The organism is Streptomyces sp. NPDC007872 (assembly GCF_042868165.1).
In the GTDB taxonomy this organism is placed as follows: Bacteria; Actinomycetota; Actinomycetes; order Streptomycetales; family Streptomycetaceae; genus Streptomyces.
Genome location: NZ_JBIAEA010000001.1, coordinates 1,190,690 through 1,213,954, shown reverse-complemented (window position 1 = coordinate 1,213,954; position 23,265 = coordinate 1,190,690). Strand labels below are relative to the sequence as shown.

The following is a 23,265-nucleotide window of genomic DNA, read 5'->3' as shown; positions in this document are numbered from 1 at the left end:
TCTGTACGGACGGATCTTCGACTGCGGACGACGGCCGAGGGAGCTGGCGTGACGACGACGGGCAGACGCGCGCTCCTCGCGGCGGGGGCGGCCGCGGGGGCGACGGCCCTGGTGGGCTGCACCTCCGGCGGGGAGGGCCCCCGGCGGCCGGGCGCCGCCGAGCGGGAGGCCGAGCGGGTGGCGCGCGCCGAGGCGGCGCTGCGGGCACGCTCGGTGACGGTCGCGCGCGGACTCCTCGAACACTACGACGCGGTGCTCTCCGCGCACCCCGCCCTGGCGCCCCGGCTGACCCCGCTGCGGCGCTCCGTGGCGGCGCACGTGCGGGCCCTCGGCGAGGGCGGTACGGGCCCGGTGAAGCCCGCCGCGGCCTCCCCGACGCCCTCCGCCTCCGCGCGCCCCACGACGGCCTCGCCCGCGCCCGTACCGGTCGCGACCGACCCGGGGACCGCCCTCCGGGAACTGGCGGCGGCCGAGCGGACCTCCTCCGACGGGCACGCGGACGCGCTGCTCGCCGCCCCGCCCGAGTACGCCCGGCTGCTCGCCTCGGTGGCGGCCTCGGGAGCCGTCCACGCCTATCTGCTGACCGAAGGAGCCCGGGCATGAGCGCCCTCGACGCCACCCAGGCCGCGCTGGCCGCCGAGCACGCGGCGGTGTACGGGTACGGGGTCGTCGGCGGCCGGATCGGTGCGGAGCGCCGGGCGGAGGTCACGGTCGCGTACGAGGCCCACCGGGCCCGCCGGGAGGTGCTGCGCCGGGCGGTGCGGGACCTCGGCGGCGCGCCGGTGGCCTCGGCCGCCGCGTACGAGCTGCCGTTCCGGGTGACGGATCCGGCGGGCGCGGTGCGGCTCGCCGCCGTCCTGGAGGACCGGGTGGCGGGCGTCTACTCCGACCTGGTCCGGGCCACCGAGGGCCCGGCCCGGCGGGAGGCGGCCGCCGCGCTCAGGGAGGCGGCGGTACGCGCCGTGCGCTGGCGCGGCGGGGACGTAACCTTTCCTGGGCTCGCCGAGCGGGCCTGAGCCCCGCCCCAACCGCCTCGTCCCGACCGAAGGAACAACGTACGCATGGCTTTCGAACCGCCGCAGCGACTCGTCCGGGCGCTCGGCGAGACGTACGGGGAGACCGTCGCGGCCGAGTGGCTCGGGGAGCTGCCGGAGCGGGCGCGGACCGCGCTCGACCGGGCCTCCCTGGACGCCGAGCGGGTGATGGCCCCCGGCGGGCGGAGCAGCCTGGTGGTGCTCGTCCGCCAGTCCGACGGCTCCCCCGCCGCGCTCAAGGTGGCGCCGCCGTTCGCCCGGCCGGACCGGGAGCGGGAGGCGCTCGCCCACTGGAACGGCTGGGGCGCGGTGCGGCCGCTCGAAGGGGCGGGTGAGGAGGGGATCCTGCTCGAACGGCTCCGTCCCGAGGTGTCCCTGCGCTCCCTGCCGGAGGCGAAGGCGCTCCTGGAGGCGGCCGGGACCGTGCGGAAGCTGTGGGTCGAGCCCCCGGCGGAGCACGGCTTCGAGTCGGTGGCCGAGCGGACGGCCCGGCAGGCGGAGGCGATGGACCACCACCGCGCGGACGCGACCGCCGGCGAACTGGCGGCGGCGGCGCTGGCGGCGCGCGAGGAGCTGGTGGCCGGGGAGGCCGAGACGGTGCTCCTGCACGGCAACTTCCGGCAGGGCAAGGTCCTGGGCGGCGACCGGGCGCCCTGGCTGGCCGTGGGGCCCGAGCCGCTGGTCGGCGAGCGGGCCTACGACCTGGCCCGGCTGGTGCGGGACCGGGTGGAGGACCTGGTGGCGGCCTCGGCGGGCGCCTCGGCGGCCCGGCGACGGGTGAACAAGCTGGCGGACTCGCTCGACGTGGACCGGGAGCGGCTGCGGGGCTGGACCCTGTTCCGCGCGGTGGAGTCGGGGACGCGGGCGCTGACGGCGGGGCGGCGGCAGGACGCGGAGCTGCTCCTGGAGTTCGCGGGCTGGCTGTAGGCCGCGGTCCGGTCCCGGTTCGCCGGTCGGCCGGAGTTCGCGGGCGGACTGAGGGGGAATACCCTTTTTGTACCGTTCGCCGGGCGGCCGGGCCTCGACGTCCGGCCCGACTCCAGGGGGCCGTGATGATCGAAGAGCTGCTGATGGCGGCGGCCGGCGCGGGCGCGGCGGCCGTGGTGTACGCGGGCGCGGCCGCCCGGGTGGTCAAGCAGTACGAGCGCGGGGTCGTCTTCCGCTTCGGCAAGCTGCGCGGCCGGGTGCGCTCCCCCGGGTTCACGATGATCGTCCCCGTGGTCGACCGGATGCACAAGGTGAACATGCAGATCGTCACGATGCCGGTGCCCGCGCAGGAGGGCATCACCCGGGACAACGTGACGGTCCGGGTGGACGCGGTCGTGTACTTCGAGGTGGTCGACCCGGCGGACGCGCTCGTGCGGGTGGAGGACTACCGGTTCGCGGTCTCGCAGATGGCGCAGACCTCGCTGCGGTCGATCATCGGCAAGAGCGACCTCGACGACCTGCTGTCCAACCGGGAGAAGCTCAACCAGGGCTTGGAGCTGATGCTCGACAGTCCGGCCATGGGGTGGGGCGTCGCCATCGACCGGGTCGAGATCAAGGACGTGTCGCTGCCGGAGACCATGAAGCGGTCGATGGCCCGGCAGGCGGAGGCGGACCGCGAGCGGCGGGCGCGGGTGATCAACGCGGACGCGGAGCTCCAGGCGTCGAAGAAGCTGTCCGAGGCGGCGGCGATGATGTCCGACCAGCCGGCGGCGCTCCAGTTGCGGCTGTTGCAGACGGTGGTGGCGGTGGCCGCCGAGAAGAACTCCACGCTGGTGCTGCCCTTCCCGGTGGAGCTGCTCCGCTTCCTGGAGCGCGCGACCCCGGACGCCAAGCCGGACGCCAAGCCGGACGCGGCGCCGCACGCGCCGCACCGGGCCCCGGAGCGGGAGATACCGCCGCTGATCGATGGTGCCGACGCCGACGCGTACCCGTGGAGCCGGACGGCGGCGGCGGAGGACGCCATCGAGGACCTGACGGGCACGTCGGTGGAGCCCGCGCCGACGCCCCGGGAGGACTGACGCGGCGACGGCCCCCGCCCCCTGCGGAGGGGGCGGGGGCCGTCGTACGGCGTGACCGGGCGGTCAGGCGGTGAGGCGGGCGATCGCCTCGTCCACCGTCAGCTCCTCGCGCTCGCCCGTGCGGCGGTCCTTCAGCTCCACGACGCCCTCGCCGGAGCGGCGGCCCGCGACGAGGATCTTCGGGACGCCGATGAGCTCCGCGTCGGTGAACTTGACGCCCGGGGAGACGCCCGCGCGGTCGTCGACCAGGACGCGCAGGCCCGCGGCGGACAGCTTGTCGGAGACCTCCAGGGCCAGCTCGATCTGGAGGGCCTTGCCGGCGGCGACCACGTGGACGTCGGCCGGGGCGACCTCGGCGGGCCAGCACAGGCCCTTGTCGTCGGCGGTCTGCTCGGCGAGCGCGGCCACGGCGCGCGAGACGCCGATGCCGTACGAGCCCATGGTGACGCGGACCGGCTTGCCGTTCTGGCCGAGGACGTCGAGCTTGAGGGCGTCGGCGTACTTGCGGCCGAGCTGGAAGATGTGGCCGATCTCGATGGCGCGGTCCAGCTTGAGGCCGGTGCCGCACTTCGGGCAGGGGTCGCCCTCCTCGACGACGACCACGTCGACGTACTCGGTGACCTCGAAGTCGCGCCCCGCGACCACGTTCTTCGCGTGGGTGTGCTCCTTGTTGGCGCCCGTGATCCAGGCCGTGCCCGGCGCGACGCGGGGGTCGGCGAGGTAGGTGACCTTGTCGAGGCCCTGCGGGCCGACGTAGCCGCGCACCAGGTCGGGGCGGCCGGCGAAGTCGGTCTCGGTGACCATCTCGACGGTGGCCGGCGCGAAGTGCGCCTCGACCTTGCCGAGGTCGACCTCGCGGTCGCCGGGGACGCCCACGGCGACGATCTCGCCGTCGACCTTCACCAGGAGGTTCTTGAGGGTGGCGGAGGCCGGGACGCCGAGGGAGGCCGCGAGGGTCTCGATGGTCGGGGTGTCCGGGGTGGGGATCTCCTCGGCGGCGGGCACGGCGGAGCCGTCCACGGCCGTCAGCGCGAAGGAGACCGCCTCGGTGTTGGCGGCGAAGTCGCAGTTCGGGCAGTCGGCGAAGGTGTCCTCACCGGCCTCGGCCGGGGCGAGGAACTCCTCGGACTTCGAGCCGCCCATCGCGCCCGCCGTGGCGGCACAGATGCGGTAGTCGAGGCCGAGGCGCTCGAAGACCCGCTGGTAGGCCTGGCGGTGCAGGGCGTACGAGTGGGCGAGGCCCTCGTCCTCGGTGTCGAAGGAGTACGAGTCCTTCATCAGGAACTCGCGGCCGCGCAGGATGCCGGCGCGGGGGCGGGCCTCGTCGCGGAACTTGTTCTGGATCTGGTAGAGGATGACCGGCAGGTCCTTGTAGGAGGACGCCTGGTCCTTCACCAGGAGGGTGAAGATCTCCTCGTGGGTCGGGCCGAGGAGGTAGTCGCCGCCCTTGCGGTCCTGGAGGCGGAACAGCTCGGCGCCGTACTCGTCCCAGCGGCCGGTCGCGTCGTAGGGCTCGCGGGGCAGCAGGGCCGGCAGGGAGACCTCCTGGGCGCCGATGGCGTCCATCTCCTCGCGGACGATCCGCTCGACGTTGGAGAGGACCTTCTTGCCGAGGGGCAGCCAGCTCCAGATGCCGGCGGCCGTGCGGCGCACGTACCCCGCGCGGACGAGGAGCTTGTGGCTGAGGACCTCGGCGTCCGCCGGGTCGTCGCGCAGCGTCTTCGCCATCAACTTCGACATGCGCTGGACCGGTGCGTTGGCCATGGTTCTCGTACTCCTGCCGGACTGGGGATCCCCCTGCCCGGGCGAAGCCGGGAGCCTGGGGGAGGTGATGGGCCCGAGGTTAGCCGGGCGGCCCGGGGGACGGGAAATCAGTTCCGGCGCGGCAGCGGCAGCGGGGCGCCCATCACGGCGTACGGGCGGGGGGCGCTCGGGAAGTGCACCCGGCGGGCGAGGTCCCGGTAGCCGAGGGACCGGTAGAGGCCCCGGGCGGGGCTCTCGGTGTCGATCGCGGAGAGGATCGAACGCGGCTCGTCGGCCGTGTCGGTGATGGTGGTGATCAGCCCGCGGCCCGCGCCCCGGCCCTGGAAGTCGGGGTGGACGTGGAGCTCGGTGATGGTGAAGGAGTCGTCGAGCCAGTCGGCGGTGCCGGTGGCGCGCAGGTACGCCTCGACGACGGTGGACCACCAGTGGGTGCGGTCGTTGGGCATCCCGTACACGAAGCCGACGAGCCGTCCGCCGGGGGTGGTGGCTCCGTAGGCGCGGGCGCCGGGGCTGAGCAGGTGGCGCAGCACGATGTGGCGGCGCACGGCGACCTCGTCGGCGTCCAGGCCGAAGGCGACCGCCTGCACGGCCAGGGCCTCGTCCACCCGGGCGGCGAGGTCGACCGGCCCGATCACGATCTCCGCGTCATCCATGCGGCGCACCCTACAAGCGGCCCGCTCCTCAGAACAGCACGCTCATGAAGGCCCCGGTCTCCCGGAAGCCGACGCGGCGGTACGAGGCCCGGGCGGGGGTGTTGTAGTCGTTGACGTACAGGCTGACCACGGGGGCGACGTCGGCCAGGGCGTAGCGGAGGACGGCGGCCATGCCGGTCTCGGAGAGGCCCTTGCCGCGGTGCTCGGGGGCGACCCAGACGCCCTGGATCTGGCAGGCCTGGCGGGTGGCGGCGCCGATCTCGGCCTTGAAGACGACCTTGCCGTCCTCGATGCGGGCGAAGGAGCGGCCCGCGCCGACGAGTTCGGCGACCCGGGCCTGGTAGAGCAGGCCGCCGTCGTTGGCGAGCGGGGAGACGCCGACCTCCTCGGTGAACATGGCCACGCAGGCGGGCATGATCGTCTCCATCTCATCCTTGCGGACGCGGCGCACCAGCGGGTCGGGCTCGACGGTGGTGGAGGGCTCCTCGGCAACCATCAGGGGCTGGTTGGCCCTGACGTCCCTGGCGGGACCCCAACTGGGCTCCAGGAGGCGCCACAGCTCGGTGGTGGGCCCGGCGGGGCCGACGATGGAGGAGCAGCGGCGGCCGGTCCTGCGGGCCCGGTCGGCGAAGGCGCGGACGGCCTGGGGGGTGGCGCAGATCGGGACCAGGTTGGCGCCGGAGTAGCAGAGCGAGCGCAGCCGCCCCTCGGCGTACCAGCCCCACATCTCGCCGCCGAGGCGCCAGGGGTCGAGCCCGGCGAGCTGGACGCGGGCGGTCACGAACGCGTTCTCGACCGGGGCGCTCTCCAGGACGGCCAGTGCGGCGCCCAGGTCGGTGGGTTCGAGGACCCGAGTGGTGGTCTCTGTCAACACGAGGGGGCCTCACCGTGCGGTTCCGCTGATTCCCCGCACTTTACCCGGAGGGCCCTGGGGCACGCCTCCGGCAGTGGGAAGCCCCGCCTCCCGGAGCGGGGGGCGGGGCTTCGCGGGGTCTTCCCGGGTGCTCTCCGGAAGGGGTCCGGCCCGTCAGCCGGCGACGGCGACCGACGGCTCGCCGCTGGCGACGCCGTCCTTCTCCATCTGCTCGGCGATCTTCAGGGCCTCCTCGATGAGGGTCTCGACGATCTTCGACTCGGGCACGGTCTTGATGACCTCGCCCTTGACGAAGATCTGGCCCTTGCCGTTGCCGGAGGCGACGCCGAGGTCGGCCTCGCGGGCCTCGCCGGGGCCGTTGACGACGCAGCCCATGACGGCGACGCGCAGCGGGACGGTCATGCCGTCGAGACCGGCGGTGACCTCCTCGGCGAGCTTGTAGACGTCGACCTGGGCGCGGCCGCAGGACGGGCAGGAGACGATCTCCAGGCGCCGCTGGCGCAGGTTCAGCGACTCCAGGATCTGGATGCCGACCTTGATCTCCTCGGCCGGGGGCGCGGAGAGCGAGACGCGGATGGTGTCGCCGATGCCCTGGGAGAGCAGCGCGCCGAAGGCGACGGCGGACTTGATGGTGCCCTGGAAGGCCGGGCCCGCCTCGGTGACGCCGAGGTGCAGCGGGTAGTCGCACTGGGCGGCGAGCTGGCGGTAGGCCTCAACCATGACGACCGGGTCGTTGTGCTTGACCGAGATCTTGATGTCGCGGAAGTCGTGCTCCTCGAAGAGGGACGCCTCCCACAGGGCGGACTCGACGAGCGCCTCGGGGGTGGCCCTGCCGTACTTCTTGAGCAGCCGCGCGTCGAGCGAGCCGGCGTTGACGCCGATCCGGATCGGGGTGCCCGCGTCGTTGGCGGCCCGCGCGATCTCCTTGACCTTGTCGTCGAACTGCTTGATGTTGCCCGGGTTGACCCGGACGGCGGCACAGCCCGCGTCGATCGCGGCGAAGACGTACTTCGGCTGGAAGTGGATGTCGGCGATCACCGGGATCTGGGACTTCCGGGCGATCGTCGCGAGGGCGTCGGCGTCGTCCTGGGTCGGGCAGGCCACGCGCACGATCTGGCAGCCGGAGGCCGTCAGCTCGGCGATCTGCTGGAGCGTGGCGCCGATGTCGGACGTCCGGGTGGTGGTCATCGACTGCACGGAGACGGGTGCGTCACCGCCGACGGCCACGGTGCCGACCTGGATCTGACGGCTCTTGCGCCGCTCGGCGAGCCGGGTCGGGACGGTAGGGATACCGAGAGAAATCGCGGTCATCTGTTGTGCAACCTCAAGGTTGTGCGTCGGCGGGCTCAGGTCTCCGAGGTTACCGCCCCGGCGGCGGAGGGCCGGACACCACCGGGTCCGGCCCCCTGGGGTTCACGTCAGCTTCACCGGGTTGACGATGTCGGCGGCGAGGACGAGCAGGGTGAAGCAGACGAAGACGCCGGCCACCACGTACGCGGCGGGCATCAGCTTGGCCACGTCGAACGGGCCGGGGTCGGGGCGCTTGAAGATCCGGGCCGTGTGGCGGCGGACGGACTCCCACAGGGCGCCCGCGATGTGGCCGCCGTCGAGCGGCAGCAGCGGGAGCATGTTGAACAGGAACAGCGAGACGTTGAACATGACCAGCAGGTTCATGAACATCACGAGGATGCGCTCCGGCGGCGCGTCCACGGTCATCAGCTCGCCGGTGAGGCGGGCGGCGCCGAGGACGCCGACGGGCGAGTCGTCCGCCCGCTCGCCGTCGCCGAAGGTGGCGTCCCAGAGGCCGGGGATCTTGCCCGGGAGGGCGATGACCGAGTGGACGCCGTTCTCCAGGAGGTCGGTCATCCGGTCGGTGGTCTCGCCGAAGGTGAGGGGCGCGACCTCGGTCTTGGAGGCGAAGCCGAGGTAGCCGGCGTCGATGTAGGTCAGCGGCTGGACGACCCTGCCGTCCTCGTCCTTCTTCGGGACCTTGTTGGTGACGAGGGTGGGGTGGAGGTCGACGCGCTGTCCGGCCCGCTCGACGGTGACCGTGGCGGGGCCGAGGGTGTCGCGGATGCGGTCGGAGAGGGTGTCCCAGTCGCTCACGGGCGCGCCGTTGAAGGCGACGATCCGGTCGCCCTCCTTCAGGCCGGCCGCGAACGCCGGGGAGACGGGGTCGCCCGCCGCGCACGTGTCGCGCTTCTCGCTCTGCTCGATGACGCACTTCTGGACGCCGGCGACCGCGGTCGTCTGGCCCTCGATGCCGAGCGTCATCATCGAGCCGAAGAAGAGCGCCGCCGCCAGGACCAGGTTCATGAACGGCCCGGCGAACATCACGATGACGCGCTTCCACGGCCTGCGCGTGTAGAACAGCCGGGTCTCGTCGCCCTCCTGGAGCTCCTCGTACGAGGCCTCGCGGGCGTCCTCGATCATGGAGCGCCACGGGGAGGTGGAGCGGGCCTCGATCCGTCCGTCGTCGCCGGGCGGGAACATGCCGATCATGCGGATGTAGCCGCCGGCCGGGATGGCCTTGATGCCGTACTCGGTCTCGCCGCGCTTCCTCGACCAGATCGTGGGGCCGAAGCCGACCATGTACTGCGGGACGCGGATGCCGAAGAGCTTGGCCGTGGAGAGGTGGCCGAGCTCGTGCCAGGCGATGGAGACGAGCAGTCCGAACGCGAACAGCACGATGCCCAGGACGTACAGGAGCGTTTCGTTCATGCGCGGGCCTCCGCTGTTGCCTTCGCTGCGAGCTCTCGGGCCCGGGCCCGTGCCCAGGTCTCCGCTTCCAGGACGTCCGGCACGGTGAGGGAGGTTCCCGCGGCGGGCGCGCCGTGTTCCGTCACGACCGCCGTGACCGTGTCCATGATGCCGTTGAAAGGCAGCCGGCCGGCCAGGAACGCCTCGACGCACTCCTCGTTGGCGGCGTTGAAGACGGCGGGGGCGGTGCCGCCGAGCTCGCCGACGTGCCGGGCCAGGCCGACGGACGGGAAGGCCTCGGTGTCGAGCGGGAAGAACTCCCAGGTGGAGGCCTTGCTCCAGTCGAAGGCGGGGGCCGCGTCCGGGACCCGCTCGGGCCAGCCGATGCCGATGGCGATCGGGCCGCGCATATCGGGCGGGGTGGCCTGGGCGAGCGTGGAGCCGTCGGTGAACTCCACCATCGAGTGGACGTACGACTGGGGGTGGACGACGACCTCGATGCGGTCGAAGGGGATGTCGTAGAGCAGGTGGGCCTCGATGACCTCCAGGCCCTTGTTCACCAGGGTCGCGCTGTTCACCGTGATCACCGGGCCCATGGCCCAGGTCGGGTGGGCGAGGGCGTCCTCGCGGGTGACGTGGGCCAACTGCTCCCTCGTACGGCCGCGGAAGGGGCCGCCGGAGGCGGTGACGACCAGTTTGCGGACGTCGGCGCGGGTGCCGGCGGCGAGCGCCTGGAAGAGGGCGGCGTGCTCGGAGTCGACCGGGATGATCTGGCCCGGTTTGGCGAGCGCCTTCACGAGGGGGCCGCCGACGATCAGCGACTCCTTGTTGGCAAGGGCGAGGGTGCGGCCGGCTTCGAGGGCGGCGAGGGTGGGCGCGAGGCCGATGGAGCCGGTGATGCCGTTGAGGACGGTGTGGCACGGGGACGCGGCGAGCCGCGTGGCGGCGTCCGGCCCCGCCAGGAGTTCGGGCAGGGGCTCGGAGCCGTACAGCGCCTTCAGGGCCTCACGCAGCTCGGGCAGCGCCTCCTCGCGGGCGACCGCGACCGCGGCGACCCCCAGCTCGTGCGCCTGCTCGGCGAGCAGTCCGATCCGGCCGCCGGAGGCGGCCAGGGCGGTGACCCGGAAGCGGTCGGGGTTGCGCAGCACCAGGTCGATGGCCTGGGTGCCGATGGACCCGGTCGAGCCGAGGACGACGATGTCCCGGCGTCCTTCGGAGACGTCGAAGGCGACGTGCGGGTCGGCGAGGGGTGAGGGGCGGTCGGTCATGCCCCCCATTCTTGCCCCAAACGCGGCGCGGTCTTCACGGGGTGCGGACGAACGCGTCGAAGACCCGGTGGAAGTCGGGGAACGTCTTCCTCACGCAGCCGGGGTCGTCGAAGGTGATGCCGGGGGTGCGCAGGGCGGTGACCGCGAAGGACATGACGATCCGGTGGTCGCCGTGGGTGGCGATCTCGGCGGGTCCGGCGGGGGTGCCCGGGTGGATCTCGATCCAGTCGGGGCCGGTGCGGACGGTGATCCCGAGGCGGCGCAGGTTCTCGGCGCAGGCGTCGAGCCGGTCGCACTCCTTGACCCGGGTGTTGGCGACGTCCTCGATGCGGACCGGTCCGTCGGCGAACGGCGCGATCGCGGCGAGGGTCGGCATGGTGTCGGAGATGTCCCGCATGGTGACGGTGAGTCCGCGCAGGGTGCCGGTGGAGCGGACGGTGGTGGCGTCCTCGCCGATCTCGACGTCGGCGCCCATGCGGCGCAGGACGTCGACGAAGGCGAGGTCGCCCTGGAGGGCGCCGGTGCCGAGGCCGGGGACGGTGACGGAGCGGCCGGGTTCGAGGGCGGCGGCCGCGAAGAAGTAACTGGCGGTGGAGGCGTCGGGCTCGATGCCGTACGTCCTGGCCCGGTAGCCGGTGGGGGCGACGCGGTAGGTGCGCCCCTCCCGCCGGACCTCCGCGCCGAAGCCGCGCATCATGGCGAGGGTGATCTCGACGTACGGCTCCGAGACCAGGTCGGTGACGGTGATGTCGAGGCCCTCGGCGGTGAGCGGGCCGAGCAGGAGCAGGGCGGTGAGGTACTGGGAGGACTGCCCGGCGTCCAGGGTGAGCGCGCCGCCCTTGACGCCGTGGGCGTGGACGGCGAGCGGGTGGTGGCCCTCCTGCCCGCCGTGCCGCAGGTCGACGCCGAGGGTCCGCAGGGCGTCGGTGAGCGGGCCGAGGGGGCGCCTGCGCATCTGGGCGGAGGCGCCGAAGCGGTACGTGCCGTGGCCGGCGGCGGCGAGGGCGGGCAGGAAGCGGGCGGTGGTGGCGCCGTCGCGGCAGTGGACGTCGGCGGTCTCCGCGCCGGGTCCGGCGGGCCGGCCCTCGACGTGCCAGGCGCCGGGCTCGCGGCGGACGGCGTAGCCGAGGGCGGCGAGCCCTTCGGCGAAGCCCTCGGTGTCGTCGGAGACGAGGGGCCGCAGGAGGGTGGTGGTGCCCTCGGCGGCCGCGGCGAGGAAGAGCGCGCGGGCGGTGACGGACTTGGAGCCGGGGATGTCGATGACGGTCACGGCGCCATCCTGCCGTCTCGTGCGGCGGGACGGCCCGGCGTTCCGCATGGCGGAACGGGGCTCCGGCGGACGGGGGAAGGCGGCCCGGCTCCCCGCACAGTGGAGCCGGACCGCCTGGTCCGGGTGGGGCGTGCGCCCCGGAGGACGCGCGGCCCGGAGGCCGTACGTCCTCGGGTCCTGCGGGTGTCCTCCAGGCCTTCCGGGGCCTACGGGTCCCACAGGTCCCTACAGGTCCTACAGGTCCTACAGGGCGAGGCCCGTCAGGACGAGGACGCGCTCGTAGGTGTAGTCGTCCATCGCGTACTTGACGCCCTCGCGGCCGACGCCGGAGCGCTTGGCACCGCCGTACGGCATCTGGTCGGCGCGGTACGAGGGGACGTCGCCGACGATCACGCCGCCGACCTCCAGGGCGCGGTGGGCGCGGAAGGCGGCCTGGAGGTCGTGGGTGAAGACGCCGGCCTGGAGGCCGAAGTCGGAGTCGTTGACCGCGGCGAACGCCTCGGCCTCGCCGTCGACCTCGGTGATCGTCAGGACCGGCCCGAAGACCTCGGCGCGGGCCAGGGTGACGTCGGCCGGGAGGCCGGTGAGGACGGTGGGGGCGTAGGTGGCGCCCTCGCGCTTGCCGCCGGTCAGGAGCGTGGCGCCGGCCTCGACGGCCTCGTCCACCCAGGACTCGACGCGCTTCGCGGCGGCCTCGTCGACGAGCGGGCCGACGTCGGTGGCGTCGTCCGCCGGGTCACCGGTGACCTGGGCCTCGACGGCGGCGACGATCTTCGGCAGCAGGCGGTCGTGGACGGAGGAGTCGACGATCACGCGCTGGACGGAGATGCAGGACTGGCCGCCCTGGTAGTTGGAGAAGGTGGCGATGCGGGTCGCGGCCCAGTCCAGGTCGGCCTCGGAGGACCAGTCGGGCAGGACGACGGCCGCGGCGTTGCCGCCGAGCTCCAGGGTGCAGTGCTTGTGCGGCACGGACTCCTGGATGGCGTAGCCGACCGTGTCGGAGCCGGTGAAGGAGATGACGGGGAGGCGCTCGTCCTGGACGAGGGCGGGCATCCGGTCGTTCGGCACGGTGAGGATCGACCAGGAGCCGGCCGGCAGGTCGGTCTCGGCCAGGATCTCGCCCAGGATCAGGGAGGAGATCGGGGTCGACGGGGCCGGCTTGAGGATGATCGGGGCGCCGACGGCGATGGCCGGGGCGACCTTGTGGGCGCTGAGGTTCAGCGGGAAGTTGAACGGCGCGATGCCGAGGACGACGCCCTTGGGGATGCGGCGGGTCAGCGCGAGCCGGCCCACGCCGCCGGCCTCGGTGTCGAGGCGCTGGGCCTCGCCGCCGTTGAAGCGGCGGGCCTCCTCGGCGGCGAAACGGAAGACGGAGACGGCGCGGCCGACCTCGCCGCGGGCCCACTTGATGGGCTTGCCGTTCTCGGCGGAGATCAACTGGGCGATCTCCTCGGTGCGCTCGGCGAGCCGCTTCGACACGTGGTCGAGGGCGGCGGCGCGCACGTGCGCCGGGGTGGCGGCGAACTCGTCGACGACGGCGTGCGCGGCGGCGACGGCCTCCTCGACCTGGGCCTCGGTGGGCACGCTGACCTTGCCGACCAGACGTCCGTCGAAGGAGTTCGTGACGTCGAAGGCGGCCTCGCCGGTGGCCTCGCGGCCGGCGAGCCAGAAGGCGTGGGTGGTCGTCATTGCGTCCCGGCCCTTTCCGTATCGGGGGGTGCGAGCGATTGCTCTCGTGACACGTTAGGGCCGGGGCGGCCGGTGTGGGTTTGTCCGGTGTGGAGTGGTGGGGCGGGAAGGCTGTCCGAATTGGCCGAAGGACGGGGGAGGCCCGTCCGGCGGTCACCGGCTCATTCCCTCCGCCCGGTCGACACGATCAGGCAGACGCCGGCCACGACGATCGCGCCGCCGAGGACGACGGGCCAGGTCAGGGCCTCGTTCAGGAGGAGGGCGCCGAGGGCGACCGCGACGACGGGGTTGACGTACGCGTAGGTCGCGACGAGGGAGAGCGGGGCCGCCTGGAGGAGCCAGGCGTAGGCGGTGAAGGCGATCAGCGAGCCGAAGACGACCAGGTAGGCGAGGGCGGTCCAGGAGCGGGTGGAGACCTCGGCGAGGTCGAGGCCGTGGTGCTCGCCGCGGAACAGGCCGAGGGCGGCCCCGGCGAGGCCGCCCGCGATCATCTCGTACGCGCTGGCGGCGAAGGGGTTGGCGGGCATCGGGAGGCGCGCGGAGGAGAAGGAGCCCACGGACCAGCTCAGCGCGCCGGCGACCACGAGCAGGACGCCGCCGATGCCCGCCTCGCCGGTCAGGTCGGGGAGGGTGAGGACGCCGAGTCCCGCGAGGCCGAGCAGGACGCCGCCGATCGCGCCGGGGCCGGGGCGCTCGCCGGCGGCGGTGCGCAGGACGACGACCCAGACGGGGACGACGGCGACGAGGAGCGCGGCGAGTCCGGAGGGGACGGAGGTCTCGGCGAGGACGACGAGGCCGTTGCCGCCGAGGACGAGTAGCAGGCCGACGAGGACGGCGGAGCCGAGCTGCCGGCGGGTGACCCTGAGGGCGGCGGGGCCCTGGCGCAAGGCGACGATCCCGGCGAGCAGCAACCCGGCGACGACGAAGCGGGCGCCGGCGGAGAGGAACGGCGGCAGGGTCTCGACGACGACCCGGATGCCGAGGTAGGTGGACCCCCACACGACGTACACGATGCCGAGCGCGGCCCAGACGGCGCCGGTGATCCGGCGGGCGGGCGCCGGGGGCGCGGCGGGGAGGGCGGCACGGGTGCCGGGGGCCGGGTCGGCGGCGGGCTCTGTCATGAGCAGGAGAGTAGGGAGTAGGGGACGGCCCCGGCCAGGAATGTGCCCGCGCGCGGGCAGGGGCGGCGTTCGGACGGCGGGGGCGGAGAGGAAGCGGAATGGAAGGATGGGGAGGGACCGCAGAACCGCAGAACCGCAGGGGGAAACACATGTTCCTGTTCGTGATGTCCGCTGTCCTGGTGCTCGTCGTGGGCGGGTGCGTCTGCGTGGTGTGGGCGGCCCGGGGCGGCCCGCGCTGGGCCCGCGGGGTGGCGGCGGTGGTGCTCCTGGGCGGGGAACTGGTGCGCGCCGGGGGCAGGCGGGGCGGCGGGAACAGGGGGTTGGGGAACGGCTACGGCGGGGGCTCGGACGGCTGAGACGGGCGGGCCAGGGGCTGGGGCCTCGGGGCTGAGGCCTCGCTGGGGCCTCGGGACTGGGCCCCGGGGGGCTTACTCGGCCCCCTCCCCCGTGGCCTTCAGGGCGAGCCACAGCTCCATCCGCACGTCCGGGTCGTCCAGGGAGCGGCCCAGGATCTCCTCCACGCGGCGCATCCGGTACCGCAGGGTGTGCCGGTGGACGCCCAGGTCGGCCGCCGCCGCGTCCCACTGGCCGTGCCGGGAGAGCCAGGCGCGCAGGGAGGCCACCAGATCGCCGCGGCCGGTGGCGTCGTGGTCGCGCAGGGCCCGGAGCATCCCGTCGGCGAAGGCGCGGACGGCGTCGTCGGCGAGGAGCGGCAGGACCGAGCCCGCCGCGAGGTCCTCGTGCTCGACGAGGGCCCTGCCCCGGCGGCGGGCCACCGAGAGCGCCTGCTCGGCCTGCTTGTACGCGGCGGCGGCCGCGATCGGGCCGGCCGGGGCGGAGAGGCCGACGACGACGCCGGCCTCCTCGGCCTCGCGTTCGGCGTACCCCTCGCAGGCGGTGACGACCGCGCCGCCGTCGCCGGCGAGGACGACGAGCCGCTGCTCGCCCTCGGGGACGGCGAGGACCGCCTCGCCCGCGCGGGCGGCGGCGGCCTCCAGGGCCTCGGCGAGGACGGGGAGGGGCGGTTCGGCGGCCGGTTCGCCGCCGGCGGGTTCGGCGACGAGGATCCGGAAGGGGGCGTCGAGGAGCCCGCCGTACACGTCGCCGGCCACCGCGCGCGCGTGGTCGGGCTGTCCGGCGAGCATCATGCGCAGGACGGCGGCGCCGAGGCGCTGCTCGGCGGCCTGGAGGGAGCGGGAGCGTTCCGTGGTGAGGGTGAGCAGGGCGATGGCCGAGTGGACGGCGTACCGCTCGGCGGTGCCGAGGGGGGCGCCGGTGCCGACGGCGAGGGCGCCCCGGACGCGGCGGCCGGTGCCGAGCGACTGGAGCTCGACGCGGTCGTCCGTGCCGCCGACGACGGCGCTGGCGGGGGCGGGGCGTTCGCGCAGCCTCTCCACGTCGGGGGTGAGGCGGGCGGCCCGGCGGGCGGCCCACTCGGGCGAGACGGCGACGGGCTTGCCGGAGGTGTCGTAGAGGGCGGCCCAGCCGTCGACGTGCGCGGCGAGGCGGGCGACGACGGCGTCGGGGCCCTCGGCGAGGGCGGCCCGGGTCAGCTCGCGCTGCACCTCGAAGCCGGCGGTGACGGCGCGGTACTGGTCGGCGGAGATGGCGGCGGAGACGGCCTTGCTGATGGCGAGGAAGGGGGTGCGGCGCGGCACTTCGAGCAGCGGCAGGTGCTCCTCCCGGGCCGCTTCGAGGAGCGCCGCCGGGATCTCCTCGTGGTTCACCCCCACGGCGAACCCGAGCCCGACGACCCCCGCCCCCAGCAGCCGCCGCACGTAGCGACGCATCGCCTCCAGGTCCTCCGCGTCGAGGGTGAGCGCGGTGGTGAGCAGCAGCTCGCCCCCCTCCATGTACGGCACGGGATCGGCGAGCTCGCTGACGTGCGCCCAGCGGACGGGGACGTCGAGACGGTCCTCACCGGCCCGGACGACGAGCTTGAGGGCGGAGTGCTGCGCGAGCGAGGCGAGGGTGGGCGGCATTGGCGACCGTCGGACCTTTGGGGGGAGGAGGCGCCGCTCAGCCGAGCGGCGCCCCCGATTGTGCCAGGGGTGGGGGGCGGGTGCTCAGTTGCGGAGGTCGACGAGGAGGGGGGGTGTGTGCTCGCCGGCGACCGTGCTCAGGGAGACGACGGCGTGGCCGGGCGGCACGGAGTGCGCGAGTTCGGAGGCGGACCACCGTTCGCGCTCGACCTTCCGCGTCGTGACGGCGTCGGTGGTGACGGCCTTGCCCGTGATCTTCTTGCGCAGGGCGTGGATGAAGCGGGTCATGGGCTGGTCGGCGAAGACCGTGTGGTGCGCCACCTCGGTGGTCTCCACCCACTCCTTGCCCCAGGTCTCGGCGAAGCCCCGGCCGTCCCAGGTGCTGATGCCGGAGAGCGCCACGCGGCAGCCGACGGCGCCGAGCAGCGGACCGTGCAGTGCCTCGGGCACCTCGCCGAGGGTACGGAGGCCGAGGACGACCCCGGCGTTGTACGGACGCAGTCGCTGCAGGGAGCGGACGGTGCCGGGGGTGAGCGCCCCGGTGGCGTCGTCGAGCACGAGGGAGACGAAGTGCGCGCGGCCGGTGGCCGCCCGGGCCGCCGTCAGGAACTGGGCGAGGATCAGGCGGACGAGGAGCCGTGACGCCTCTTCGTGGCCGTGTTCGGGCAGCTCGATCCGGACGCGCAGCGGGTGGTGCGTGACGGACTTCAGCGAGAACGGACGTACGGCTCCTCCGTCGGCACCGAAGAACTCGGCGAACGCGGGCCGGTCGAGGAGCGACAGGCGGTCCGCGAGGAGCGGCCCGGCGTCGGCCGCGGTGCTGGCCTGTCGGATGCGCGCCTCCAGCTCGCGCCGCATCGTGGCGGCGCCGTCCGCCGGCAGCCGGTCGAGCAGAGCCGTCAGCGCCTCCGGACCCGCTTCGAGCAGTTCGCGCAGGACGGGGACGGACGGGAAGCGGCCGTGCGCCGCCCGGTAGGGGCCGATGAGCTGGGCGAGGACGGTGGCCGCGCGCCGGGCGTCGACGTTCTCGATGTCCCCCGCCAGACCTTCGGCGAGCAGGGCCGCGGCCTCGTCGGGGTCGGTGAGGCCGGCGTACGGGTCGAGGTCGTACGGCGAGGACGGGTCGCCCGGCCGGATCACGACGTCGTACGCCGTCTCGGGCCCGAAGGGCGTTTCCGCCGTGCCGACGGCGACGACCGCGCAGGTGCCGGTGAGCGCCTGGAGGGTGAGGGACTCGACGACCGGGCCGGTCGGACGGCCCGTCCCGCCGATGCCGGAGGGCCCCACGACGAGCAGGGAGGTGCCGAGCGCGGACGGGTCGAGGGCCAGACCGGCGCCCCGGTAGGCGGCCGGGTTCCGTTCCTCGGCCGCGCAGCGTCCGATGCGGACCTGGCCCAGCAGGAGGTCGTGGGCGGCGGCACGGACCGGCAGGTCCCGGTCGCCCGACGGGTGCGCCCAGGACGCCGCGCCCCGGCGGAGCACGGTGTCGACGAAGGAGGCGAGACCCCCCGCGTCGCTCCGGCCCCGCTCCAGGTTCCTGCGGATCCGTGCGCAGTCCACGTCGTTCATGCGCCCGGCGGCGAGTTCGCCGGCGAGCAGGTCCGCGGTCCGCCACTCCCCCGCCGCCCTCAGCTCGGGCCACTGTGAGAGGGGGGCGGGCACGACCCGGTCGGGTGGCGGGGCGGCGGTGGCGGCGCGGGAGCGCAGCCGCTCACGGACGAAGGCGGGCCAGGCGCCGAGACGGGCGAAGGGCCACAGGACGGCCGCCCCGATCAGCGCGTAGACGGTGTACACGAGAACCGGTGAGGTGAGGACGTCGTACCCGCCGCCGATCAGCGTCACGAGGGAGAACACCGGCCTGGAGACCGGCAGCGCCTCCCAGCCGATGCCGGGAAAGGCGCGGGGCCAGACGAACGTCAGGGCGATCAGGGCCGCGCCGGCCGTGAGTCCGGCGCGCGCGGGAGGGCGGCGGTCGGCGAGCAGGTGGCGGGCGAGTTCGGCCCAGGCCCCGAGCCGGGCGATCGCGTAGAGGAGCACCGCGAAGAAGACGCCGTCGTAGACGGCCCGGGCCTCCTCGCCGTGCCAGTCGCGGGGCGAGGTGGTCCCGGGGTACCACCAGTCGGCGGGGGTGAAGGCGATCAGCGGGACGGACTGGTAGGGAACGGCGCCGCGCCGCCAGGCCGACCACAGGAGCAGTCCCACCACCAGGGGGATGAGGAGTCCGGCCACGGTGACGGGCGCGAGTCGACGGGCCTCCCGGGGCGGCGGCGGTGGCACGTGCCGGAACCGCCAGATGCCGGGCGCCGCCCCGGGCCGGGGGGCGTCGAGCCAGGCGACCACGGGCGCGGTGGCCGCGCCGGGCACGGGGAGGGGGACACCGGGCGCGGTGACCGGCCTGGGCGGGACGAGCGGCGGCACGGAAGGCGGGGCGGCGGGCCGAGGGCCCGTCCCCGGCCGCGGTGGCGGCGGGGTCCGGCCGGTGTGCGGCGCGGGAGGCGGCCCCTGGGTCGGAGGGAGCGGCGGTACGGGCGGCCCCGCCGGGCGCGGTACCGCGCCCCCCGTGGTGTCGCGTGACTCGTACGTGCCGTCGGTCTCCATGAACCCCTGCCCCCTGACCAGCCAGGTCGCCGCGTCTGTGCCCTCGTCAATCTAGTGGGCCCGCGGCGCCCCGGAGGGATTTCGACCACCCGTGCGGCCGGATCCCCACCGGCGCGTCCCGGCGCACCGCGTCGGCACCCTCCCGTAAGGCTTCCTGTCCATCCCGGACAACGACACACCCGCCACCACTCCCGATCGGCGCATGCCTCTCCCCCTCCGCCCCGCCTAGCCTGCGGAGGAAACCCACAAGTGCGTCCAGATCACCCCCAGGAGCCCCGCATGAACGCTGTCCCGCAGGAGCGGCGCGTCGTCACCGCCATCCCCGGTCCGAAGTCGCAGGAGCTTCAGGCCCGACGCCTCGACGCGGTCGCCGGTGGCGTGGGCTCCACGCTGCCCGTCTTCACCAAGCGGGCCGGCGGCGGCATCATCGAGGACGTCGACGGCAACCGCCTGATCGACTTCGGCTCCGGCATCGCCGTGACCTCGGTCGGCGCCTCCGCCGAGGCCGTCGTGCGCCGCGCCTCCGCGCAGCTCCAGGACTTCACCCACACCTGTTTCATGGTGACGCCGTACGAGGGTTACGTGGAGGTCTGCGAGGCGCTCGCCGAGCTGACCCCGGGCGACCACGCCAAGAAGTCGGCGCTGTTCAACTCGGGCGCCGAGGCCGTCGAGAACGCGGTCAAGATCGCCCGTTCGTACACCAAGCGCCAGGCCGTCGTCGTCTTCGACCACGGCTACCACGGCCGTACGAACCTGACGATGGCGCTCACCTCGAAGAACATGCCGTACAAGCAGGGCTTCGGTCCGTTCGCGCCCGAGGTGTACCGCGTGCCGGTGGCCTACGGCTACCGCTGGCCCACCGGTGCCGAGAACTGCGGCCCCGAGGCCGCCGCCCAGGCGATCGACCAGATCAGCAAGCAGATCGGCGCCGACAACGTCGCCGCGATCATCATCGAGCCGGTCCTCGGCGAGGGCGGCTTCATCGAGCCGGCCAAGGGCTTCCTGCCGGCGATCGTGAAGTTCGCCAACGACAACGGCATCGTCTTCGTCGCGGACGAGATCCAGTCCGGCTTCTGCCGCACCGGCCAGTGGTTCGCCTGCGAGGACGAGGGCGTCGTCCCGGACCTCATCACCACCGCCAAGGGCATCGCGGGCGGTCTGCCGCTCGCCGCCGTCACCGGCCGCGCCGAGATCATGGACTCCGTCCACGGCGGCGGCCTGGGCGGCACCTACGGCGGCAACCCGGTGGCCTGCGCCGGTGCGCTCGGCTCCATCGAGACGATGAAGGAGCTGGACCTCAACGGGAGGGCCAAGCGCATCGAGGAGGTCATGAAGGCCCGCCTCACCGCCATGCAGGAGAAGTTCCCGGCCATCGGCGACATCCGCGGCCGCGGCGCCATGATCGCCATCGAGCTGGTGAAGGACCCGGCGACCAAGGAGCCGTACGCGGAGGCCGCCGGCGCCCTGGCGAAGGCCTGCCACGCGGAGGGCCTCCTGGTCCTGACCTGCGGCACCTACGGCAACGTGCTCCGCTTCCTGCCGCCGCTGGTCATCGGCGAGGACCTGCTGAACGAGGGCCTCGACATCATCGAGAACGCGTTCGCCCAGATCTGACGCACGGGCCCGTGAGGGCCGCGGTGTGAAGACTCTGTGGGGGGCCGATGGCGGGACGCGTTTCCCGCTGTCGGCCCCCCTTCCTCTGGCGTACGGTTCCCACGGATGAGAGAAACACCCCGGGCGGAGCCTCCCCAGCCCCGTCCACACCGTGCCTCCGCGCACGCCGCCGGCGCCTCGTGCCCCGGCACTCCTCACCGATCGGATGGCCGCACGCCCCATACCCCCCGGGGCGCGCGGCAGCCCGATCCCCTCGGCCGTCCTGGAACCACCCCCCCTGTTCCAGGGCGGCCGGCTCTCTTCTCGGCGCTCGTCGCCCTCGCCGTCGTGACCTGGCAGGTGCTCGTCCACGGCCCCTTGGCCAGGCTCGACGAGCGGGCGTCCCGGGCCCTGGTGGACACGGTCCCCCGGCCCCTGAGCGACCTCGCCTCCGACCTCGGCAACATGACGGTCGCCCTGCCCGTGCTCGGCTGCGCGATGGCGTACGCGGTGTGGCGGGGGCGCGGGCGGGCCGCCCTGTGCGCGGGGCTCGCCATGGCCGCCGTACCCCTGCTCGTGATCCCGCTGAAGGAGTGGACCGCCCGGCCCGGGCCCCTGGAGCCCTGGGCGCACGGCTACTACCCGTCGGGCCACACGGCCACCGCGACGGTGGCCTACTTCGGCGCGGCCTTCCTCGTCTCGAACCGCCTGGTCCCCGTCGCCGCCGTGCTGACGGCGGTGACGGGGACCGGCTTGGTGCTGCGGGGCTACCACTGGCCGCTGGACGTGGTGGCCAGCCTCTGCCTGGGGCTGTGGATCCTGGCCGTCAGCTCCAGTTGTACGCGTCGAAGTTCTGCGAGAACTGCCACTGGTTGAAGCGGTCCCAGTTGATGGACCAGGTCATCAGGCCGCGCAGGGCGGGCCAGGTGCCGTGGGTCTGGTAGGAGCCGCAGTTGGTCTTCTTGGTCAGGCAGTCCAGGGCCTTGTTGACCTCGGACGGGCTGGTGTGGCCGTTGCCCGCCTGGGTGGAGGCCGGGAGGCCGATGGCGACCTGCTCGGGGCGGAGGGCCGGGAAGACGCGGTCCGTGTTGCCGGCGACCGGGAAGCCGGTGAGGAGCATGTCGGTCATGGCGATGTGGAAGTCCGCGCCGCCCATGGAGTGGTACTGGTTGTCCAGGCCCATGATGGAGCCCGAGTTGTAGTCCTGGACGTGCAGCAGGGTGAGGTCGTCGCGCAGGGCGTGGATGACCGGCAGGTAGGCGCCGGCGCGCGGGTCCTGGCCGCCCCAGGGGCCGGAGCCGTAGTACTGGTAGCCGAGCTGGACGAAGAAGGTCTCCGGGGCCATGGTCAGGACGAACTTCGCGCCGTACTTGGCCTTGAGGGTCTTGACCGCCTGGATCAGGTTGACGATGACCGGGCTGGTCGGGCTCCGGAAGTCGGTGTCGCCGGTCTGGAGCGAGAGGGAGTGGCCCTCGAAGTCGATGTCCAGGCCGTCGAGCCCGTACTCGTCGATGATCTTCGAGACGGAGGTGACGAAGGCGTCGCGGGCGGCCGTGGTGGAGAGCTGGACCTGGCCGTTCTGGCCGCCGATGGAGATGAGGACCTTCTTGCCGGCGGCCTGCTTGGCCTTGATCGCCGCCTTGAAGTCGGCGGGCGACTCCACGTTCGGGCACTCGGTGGCCGGGCAGAGGCTGAAGCGGATGTCGCCCGAGGTCACCGAGGTCGGCTCGCCGAAGGCCAGGTTGATGACGTCCCAGGAGTCGGGGACGTCGGCCATGCGGGTGTAGCCGGAGCCGTTGGCGAAGCTGGCGTGGAGGTAGCCGACGAGGGCGTGCGCGGGCAGGCCGTTGTTGCCGCCCCCGCCTCCGCCCGCGGTGGTGGTCGCGGTGACGGCGGCGGACTTCGGGGACTCGCCCGCCGCGTTCGCGGCGCTGACCTGGAAGGTGTATGCGGTGGAGGCGGTGAGGCCGGTCGCGGTGGCCGAGGTGCCGGTCACCGTCTGGATCCTCGTGGTGCCCCGGTAGACGTGGTACGAGGTGGCGCCGGGGACCGCGCTCCAGGTCAGCGGCACGGTGGTGGAGGTCGGGGAACCGGCCGCGAGCCCGGTGGGGGCGGCGGGGAGCTGGACCGGGTCGCCGCCGGGGCCGTACAGGGAGAGGTCGTCGGCCTGGTAGGCGGGGGTGCCGTACCAGCCGTGGGTGTAGATCGTGACCGAGGTGGTGGAGGGGCCCGTGGTGAAGCTCGTGTTGAGCTTCTGCCAGTCGGGGGCCGAGCCCGTCCAGGTGGAGACGTCGGTGGTGCCGGTGCCGGTGGCGCCCAGGTAGACGTAGCTGCCGCGCACCCAGCCGCTCAGCGCGTAGGTGGAGTTGGGCTTCACGGTGACGGTCTGGGAGCAGCGGGCGTTGTCGCTGCCGGCCGGGGTGGCCTGGAGCGCCTTCGTCCCGCCGTGCACGGGCGACGAGACGGCGGCGCCGCTGCCCGCCGTACAGGTCCAGCCGTCGAGTCCGGCCTCGAAGCCGCCGTTGCGGGCGAGTTCGGCGTCGGCGGCCTGGGCGCCGGGGGTGAGCGCGAGGAGCCCACCGGCGGCGAGGGCGCCCGCCAGTATCAGGGTGAGGGGTCTGGAGCGGGCCACAACTGCCTCCGGGGGAAGGGAGATCGAAGGGTGATCGAAGGACGATCGAGGGGTGGGGGAATCGAAGGGAGCGCGGCACAG

Annotated in this window: 19 protein-coding genes; 7 read left to right on the top strand and 12 right to left on the bottom strand. The window is 73.9% G+C overall.

Annotated features, from left to right (window positions below):
• The first annotated feature begins 48 nt into the window (after positions 1-48).
• The 4 genes from ACFYNX_RS05030 (at position 49) to ACFYNX_RS05015 (ending at position 3,040) form a co-directional block, all read left to right on the top strand.
• Entirely contained in the window at positions 49-603 is a 555-nt protein-coding gene (locus tag ACFYNX_RS05030; protein WP_388657696.1) for a hypothetical protein, read from the top strand.
• Complete coding sequence (locus ACFYNX_RS05025; RefSeq protein ID WP_388657693.1) at positions 600-1,016, top strand: ferritin-like domain-containing protein; 417 nt, start codon at positions 600-602, stop codon at positions 1,014-1,016. The genes ACFYNX_RS05030 and ACFYNX_RS05025 overlap by 4 nt, the downstream gene beginning before the upstream one ends.
• A 45-nt stretch (positions 1,017-1,061) precedes the next feature.
• Positions 1,062-1,961, top strand: a complete 900-nt coding sequence (locus ACFYNX_RS05020; protein WP_365546273.1) for an aminoglycoside phosphotransferase family protein — start codon at positions 1,062-1,064, stop codon at positions 1,959-1,961.
• Positions 1,962-2,086: 125 nt separating this feature from the next.
• Positions 2,087-3,040 carry a slipin family protein gene (locus ACFYNX_RS05015; protein ID WP_388657690.1) on the top strand — a complete coding sequence of 318 codons (954 nt, stop codon included), beginning with the start codon at positions 2,087-2,089 and terminating at the stop codon, positions 3,038-3,040.
• Between the two features lie 63 nt (positions 3,041-3,103).
• Here ACFYNX_RS05015 and ACFYNX_RS05010 read toward each other — a convergent pair whose 3' ends face one another.
• The 9 genes from ACFYNX_RS05010 to ACFYNX_RS04970 all read right to left on the bottom strand — a co-directional run bounded on the left by ACFYNX_RS05010 (position 3,104) and on the right by ACFYNX_RS04970 (position 14,379).
• Positions 3,104-4,804 carry a proline--tRNA ligase gene (locus ACFYNX_RS05010; protein ID WP_388657687.1) on the bottom strand — a complete coding sequence of 567 codons (1,701 nt, stop codon included), beginning with the start codon at positions 4,802-4,804 and terminating at the stop codon, positions 3,104-3,106.
• Positions 4,805-4,911: 107 nt separating this feature from the next.
• Positions 4,912-5,457 (bottom strand): GNAT family N-acetyltransferase, encoded by a 546-nt coding sequence (locus tag ACFYNX_RS05005; protein ID WP_388657684.1) that lies wholly within the window; start codon positions 5,455-5,457, stop codon positions 4,912-4,914.
• 28 nt (positions 5,458-5,485) lie between these two features.
• Positions 5,486-6,331, bottom strand: coding sequence for a GNAT family N-acetyltransferase (locus tag ACFYNX_RS05000; RefSeq protein ID WP_388657682.1), 846 nt, complete (start codon positions 6,329-6,331; stop codon positions 5,486-5,488).
• 153 nt (positions 6,332-6,484) lie between these two features.
• A complete protein-coding gene (ispG, locus tag ACFYNX_RS04995) occupies positions 6,485-7,642 on the bottom strand; it encodes a flavodoxin-dependent (E)-4-hydroxy-3-methylbut-2-enyl-diphosphate synthase (protein WP_365546289.1) in 1,158 nt (385 codons plus the stop codon).
• Positions 7,643-7,744: 102 nt separating this feature from the next.
• Positions 7,745-9,052, bottom strand: coding sequence for a site-2 protease family protein (locus ACFYNX_RS04990; RefSeq protein ID WP_365546292.1), 1,308 nt, complete (start codon positions 9,050-9,052; stop codon positions 7,745-7,747).
• The gene (gene dxr / locus ACFYNX_RS04985; protein WP_365546295.1) at positions 9,049-10,299 is read right to left on the bottom strand and encodes a 1-deoxy-D-xylulose-5-phosphate reductoisomerase; all 1,251 of its coding nucleotides are present in this window, start codon (positions 10,297-10,299) and stop codon (positions 9,049-9,051) included. Before dxr ends, ACFYNX_RS04990 begins: the two co-directional genes overlap by 4 nt.
• A gap of 34 nt (positions 10,300-10,333) precedes the next feature.
• Entirely contained in the window at positions 10,334-11,569 is a 1,236-nt protein-coding gene (aroA, locus tag ACFYNX_RS04980; RefSeq protein WP_388657677.1) for a 3-phosphoshikimate 1-carboxyvinyltransferase, read from the bottom strand.
• Positions 11,570-11,812: 243 nt separating this feature from the next.
• On the bottom strand, positions 11,813-13,258 hold the full coding sequence (locus ACFYNX_RS04975) for an aldehyde dehydrogenase family protein (RefSeq protein WP_125665665.1): 1,446 nt from the start codon (positions 13,256-13,258) through the stop codon (positions 11,813-11,815).
• A gap of 161 nt (positions 13,259-13,419) precedes the next feature.
• The gene (locus ACFYNX_RS04970) at positions 13,420-14,379 is read right to left on the bottom strand and encodes an EamA family transporter (protein WP_388657674.1); all 960 of its coding nucleotides are present in this window, start codon (positions 14,377-14,379) and stop codon (positions 13,420-13,422) included.
• 149 nt (positions 14,380-14,528) lie between these two features.
• Here ACFYNX_RS04970 and ACFYNX_RS04965 point away from each other — a divergent pair, with 149 nt between their 5' ends.
• Complete coding sequence (locus tag ACFYNX_RS04965) at positions 14,529-14,735, top strand: hypothetical protein (RefSeq protein WP_388657671.1); 207 nt, start codon at positions 14,529-14,531, stop codon at positions 14,733-14,735.
• 72 nt (positions 14,736-14,807) lie between these two features.
• On the opposite strand, the gene ACFYNX_RS04960 is transcribed toward ACFYNX_RS04965, so the two are convergent.
• Complete coding sequence (locus ACFYNX_RS04960) at positions 14,808-16,361, bottom strand: PucR family transcriptional regulator (protein ID WP_388657668.1); 1,554 nt, start codon at positions 16,359-16,361, stop codon at positions 14,808-14,810.
• Between the two features lie 84 nt (positions 16,362-16,445).
• Complete coding sequence (locus ACFYNX_RS04955; RefSeq protein WP_388657666.1) at positions 16,446-18,959, bottom strand: ATP/GTP-binding protein; 2,514 nt, start codon at positions 18,957-18,959, stop codon at positions 16,446-16,448.
• A gap of 279 nt (positions 18,960-19,238) precedes the next feature.
• Between ACFYNX_RS04955 and gabT the strand changes: the two genes are divergently transcribed.
• Complete coding sequence (gene gabT, locus ACFYNX_RS04950) at positions 19,239-20,573, top strand: 4-aminobutyrate--2-oxoglutarate transaminase (RefSeq protein WP_388657663.1); 1,335 nt, start codon at positions 19,239-19,241, stop codon at positions 20,571-20,573.
• 105 nt (positions 20,574-20,678) lie between these two features.
• Complete coding sequence (locus ACFYNX_RS04945) at positions 20,679-21,428, top strand: phosphatase PAP2 family protein (RefSeq protein ID WP_388657660.1); 750 nt, start codon at positions 20,679-20,681, stop codon at positions 21,426-21,428.
• Here ACFYNX_RS04945 and ACFYNX_RS04940 read toward each other — a convergent pair.
• Positions 21,379-23,184 (bottom strand): chitinase, encoded by a 1,806-nt coding sequence (locus ACFYNX_RS04940; protein ID WP_388657657.1) that lies wholly within the window; start codon positions 23,182-23,184, stop codon positions 21,379-21,381. The two genes, ACFYNX_RS04945 and ACFYNX_RS04940, sit on opposite strands and share 50 nt — an antisense overlap.
• Positions 23,185-23,265 lie beyond the last annotated feature (81 nt).

Excerpts from the sequence above, each read along its gene's own strand:
- ACFYNX_RS04970 (WP_388657674.1), bottom strand. The coding sequence starts at position 14,379 with ATGACAGAGCCCGCCGCCGACCCGGCCCCCGGCACCCGTGCCGCCCTC.
- dxr (WP_365546295.1), bottom strand. The coding sequence starts at position 10,299 with ATGACCGACCGCCCCTCACCCCTCGCCGACCCGCACGTCGCCTTCGAC.
- ispG (WP_365546289.1), bottom strand. The coding sequence starts at position 7,642 with ATGACCGCGATTTCTCTCGGTATCCCTACCGTCCCGACCCGGCTCGCC.
- ACFYNX_RS05015 (WP_388657690.1), top strand. The coding sequence starts at position 2,087 with ATGATCGAAGAGCTGCTGATGGCGGCGGCCGGCGCGGGCGCGGCGGCC.
- ACFYNX_RS04945 (WP_388657660.1), top strand. The coding sequence starts at position 20,679 with ATGAGAGAAACACCCCGGGCGGAGCCTCCCCAGCCCCGTCCACACCGT.
- ACFYNX_RS04960 (WP_388657668.1), bottom strand. The coding sequence starts at position 16,361 with ATGCCGCCCACCCTCGCCTCGCTCGCGCAGCACTCCGCCCTCAAGCTC.
- ACFYNX_RS05010 (WP_388657687.1), bottom strand. The coding sequence starts at position 4,804 with ATGGCCAACGCACCGGTCCAGCGCATGTCGAAGTTGATGGCGAAGACG.
- ACFYNX_RS04965 (WP_388657671.1), top strand. The coding sequence starts at position 14,529 with ATGTTCCTGTTCGTGATGTCCGCTGTCCTGGTGCTCGTCGTGGGCGGG.
- ACFYNX_RS05005 (WP_388657684.1), bottom strand. The coding sequence starts at position 5,457 with ATGGATGACGCGGAGATCGTGATCGGGCCGGTCGACCTCGCCGCCCGG.
- ACFYNX_RS04975 (WP_125665665.1), bottom strand. The coding sequence starts at position 13,258 with ATGACGACCACCCACGCCTTCTGGCTCGCCGGCCGCGAGGCCACCGGC.
- ACFYNX_RS05025 (WP_388657693.1), top strand. The coding sequence starts at position 600 with ATGAGCGCCCTCGACGCCACCCAGGCCGCGCTGGCCGCCGAGCACGCG.
- ACFYNX_RS04990 (WP_365546292.1), bottom strand. The coding sequence starts at position 9,052 with ATGAACGAAACGCTCCTGTACGTCCTGGGCATCGTGCTGTTCGCGTTC.
- ACFYNX_RS04955 (WP_388657666.1), bottom strand. The coding sequence starts at position 18,959 with ATGGAGACCGACGGCACGTACGAGTCACGCGACACCACGGGGGGCGCG.
- gabT (WP_388657663.1), top strand. The coding sequence starts at position 19,239 with ATGAACGCTGTCCCGCAGGAGCGGCGCGTCGTCACCGCCATCCCCGGT.
- ACFYNX_RS05020 (WP_365546273.1), top strand. The coding sequence starts at position 1,062 with ATGGCTTTCGAACCGCCGCAGCGACTCGTCCGGGCGCTCGGCGAGACG.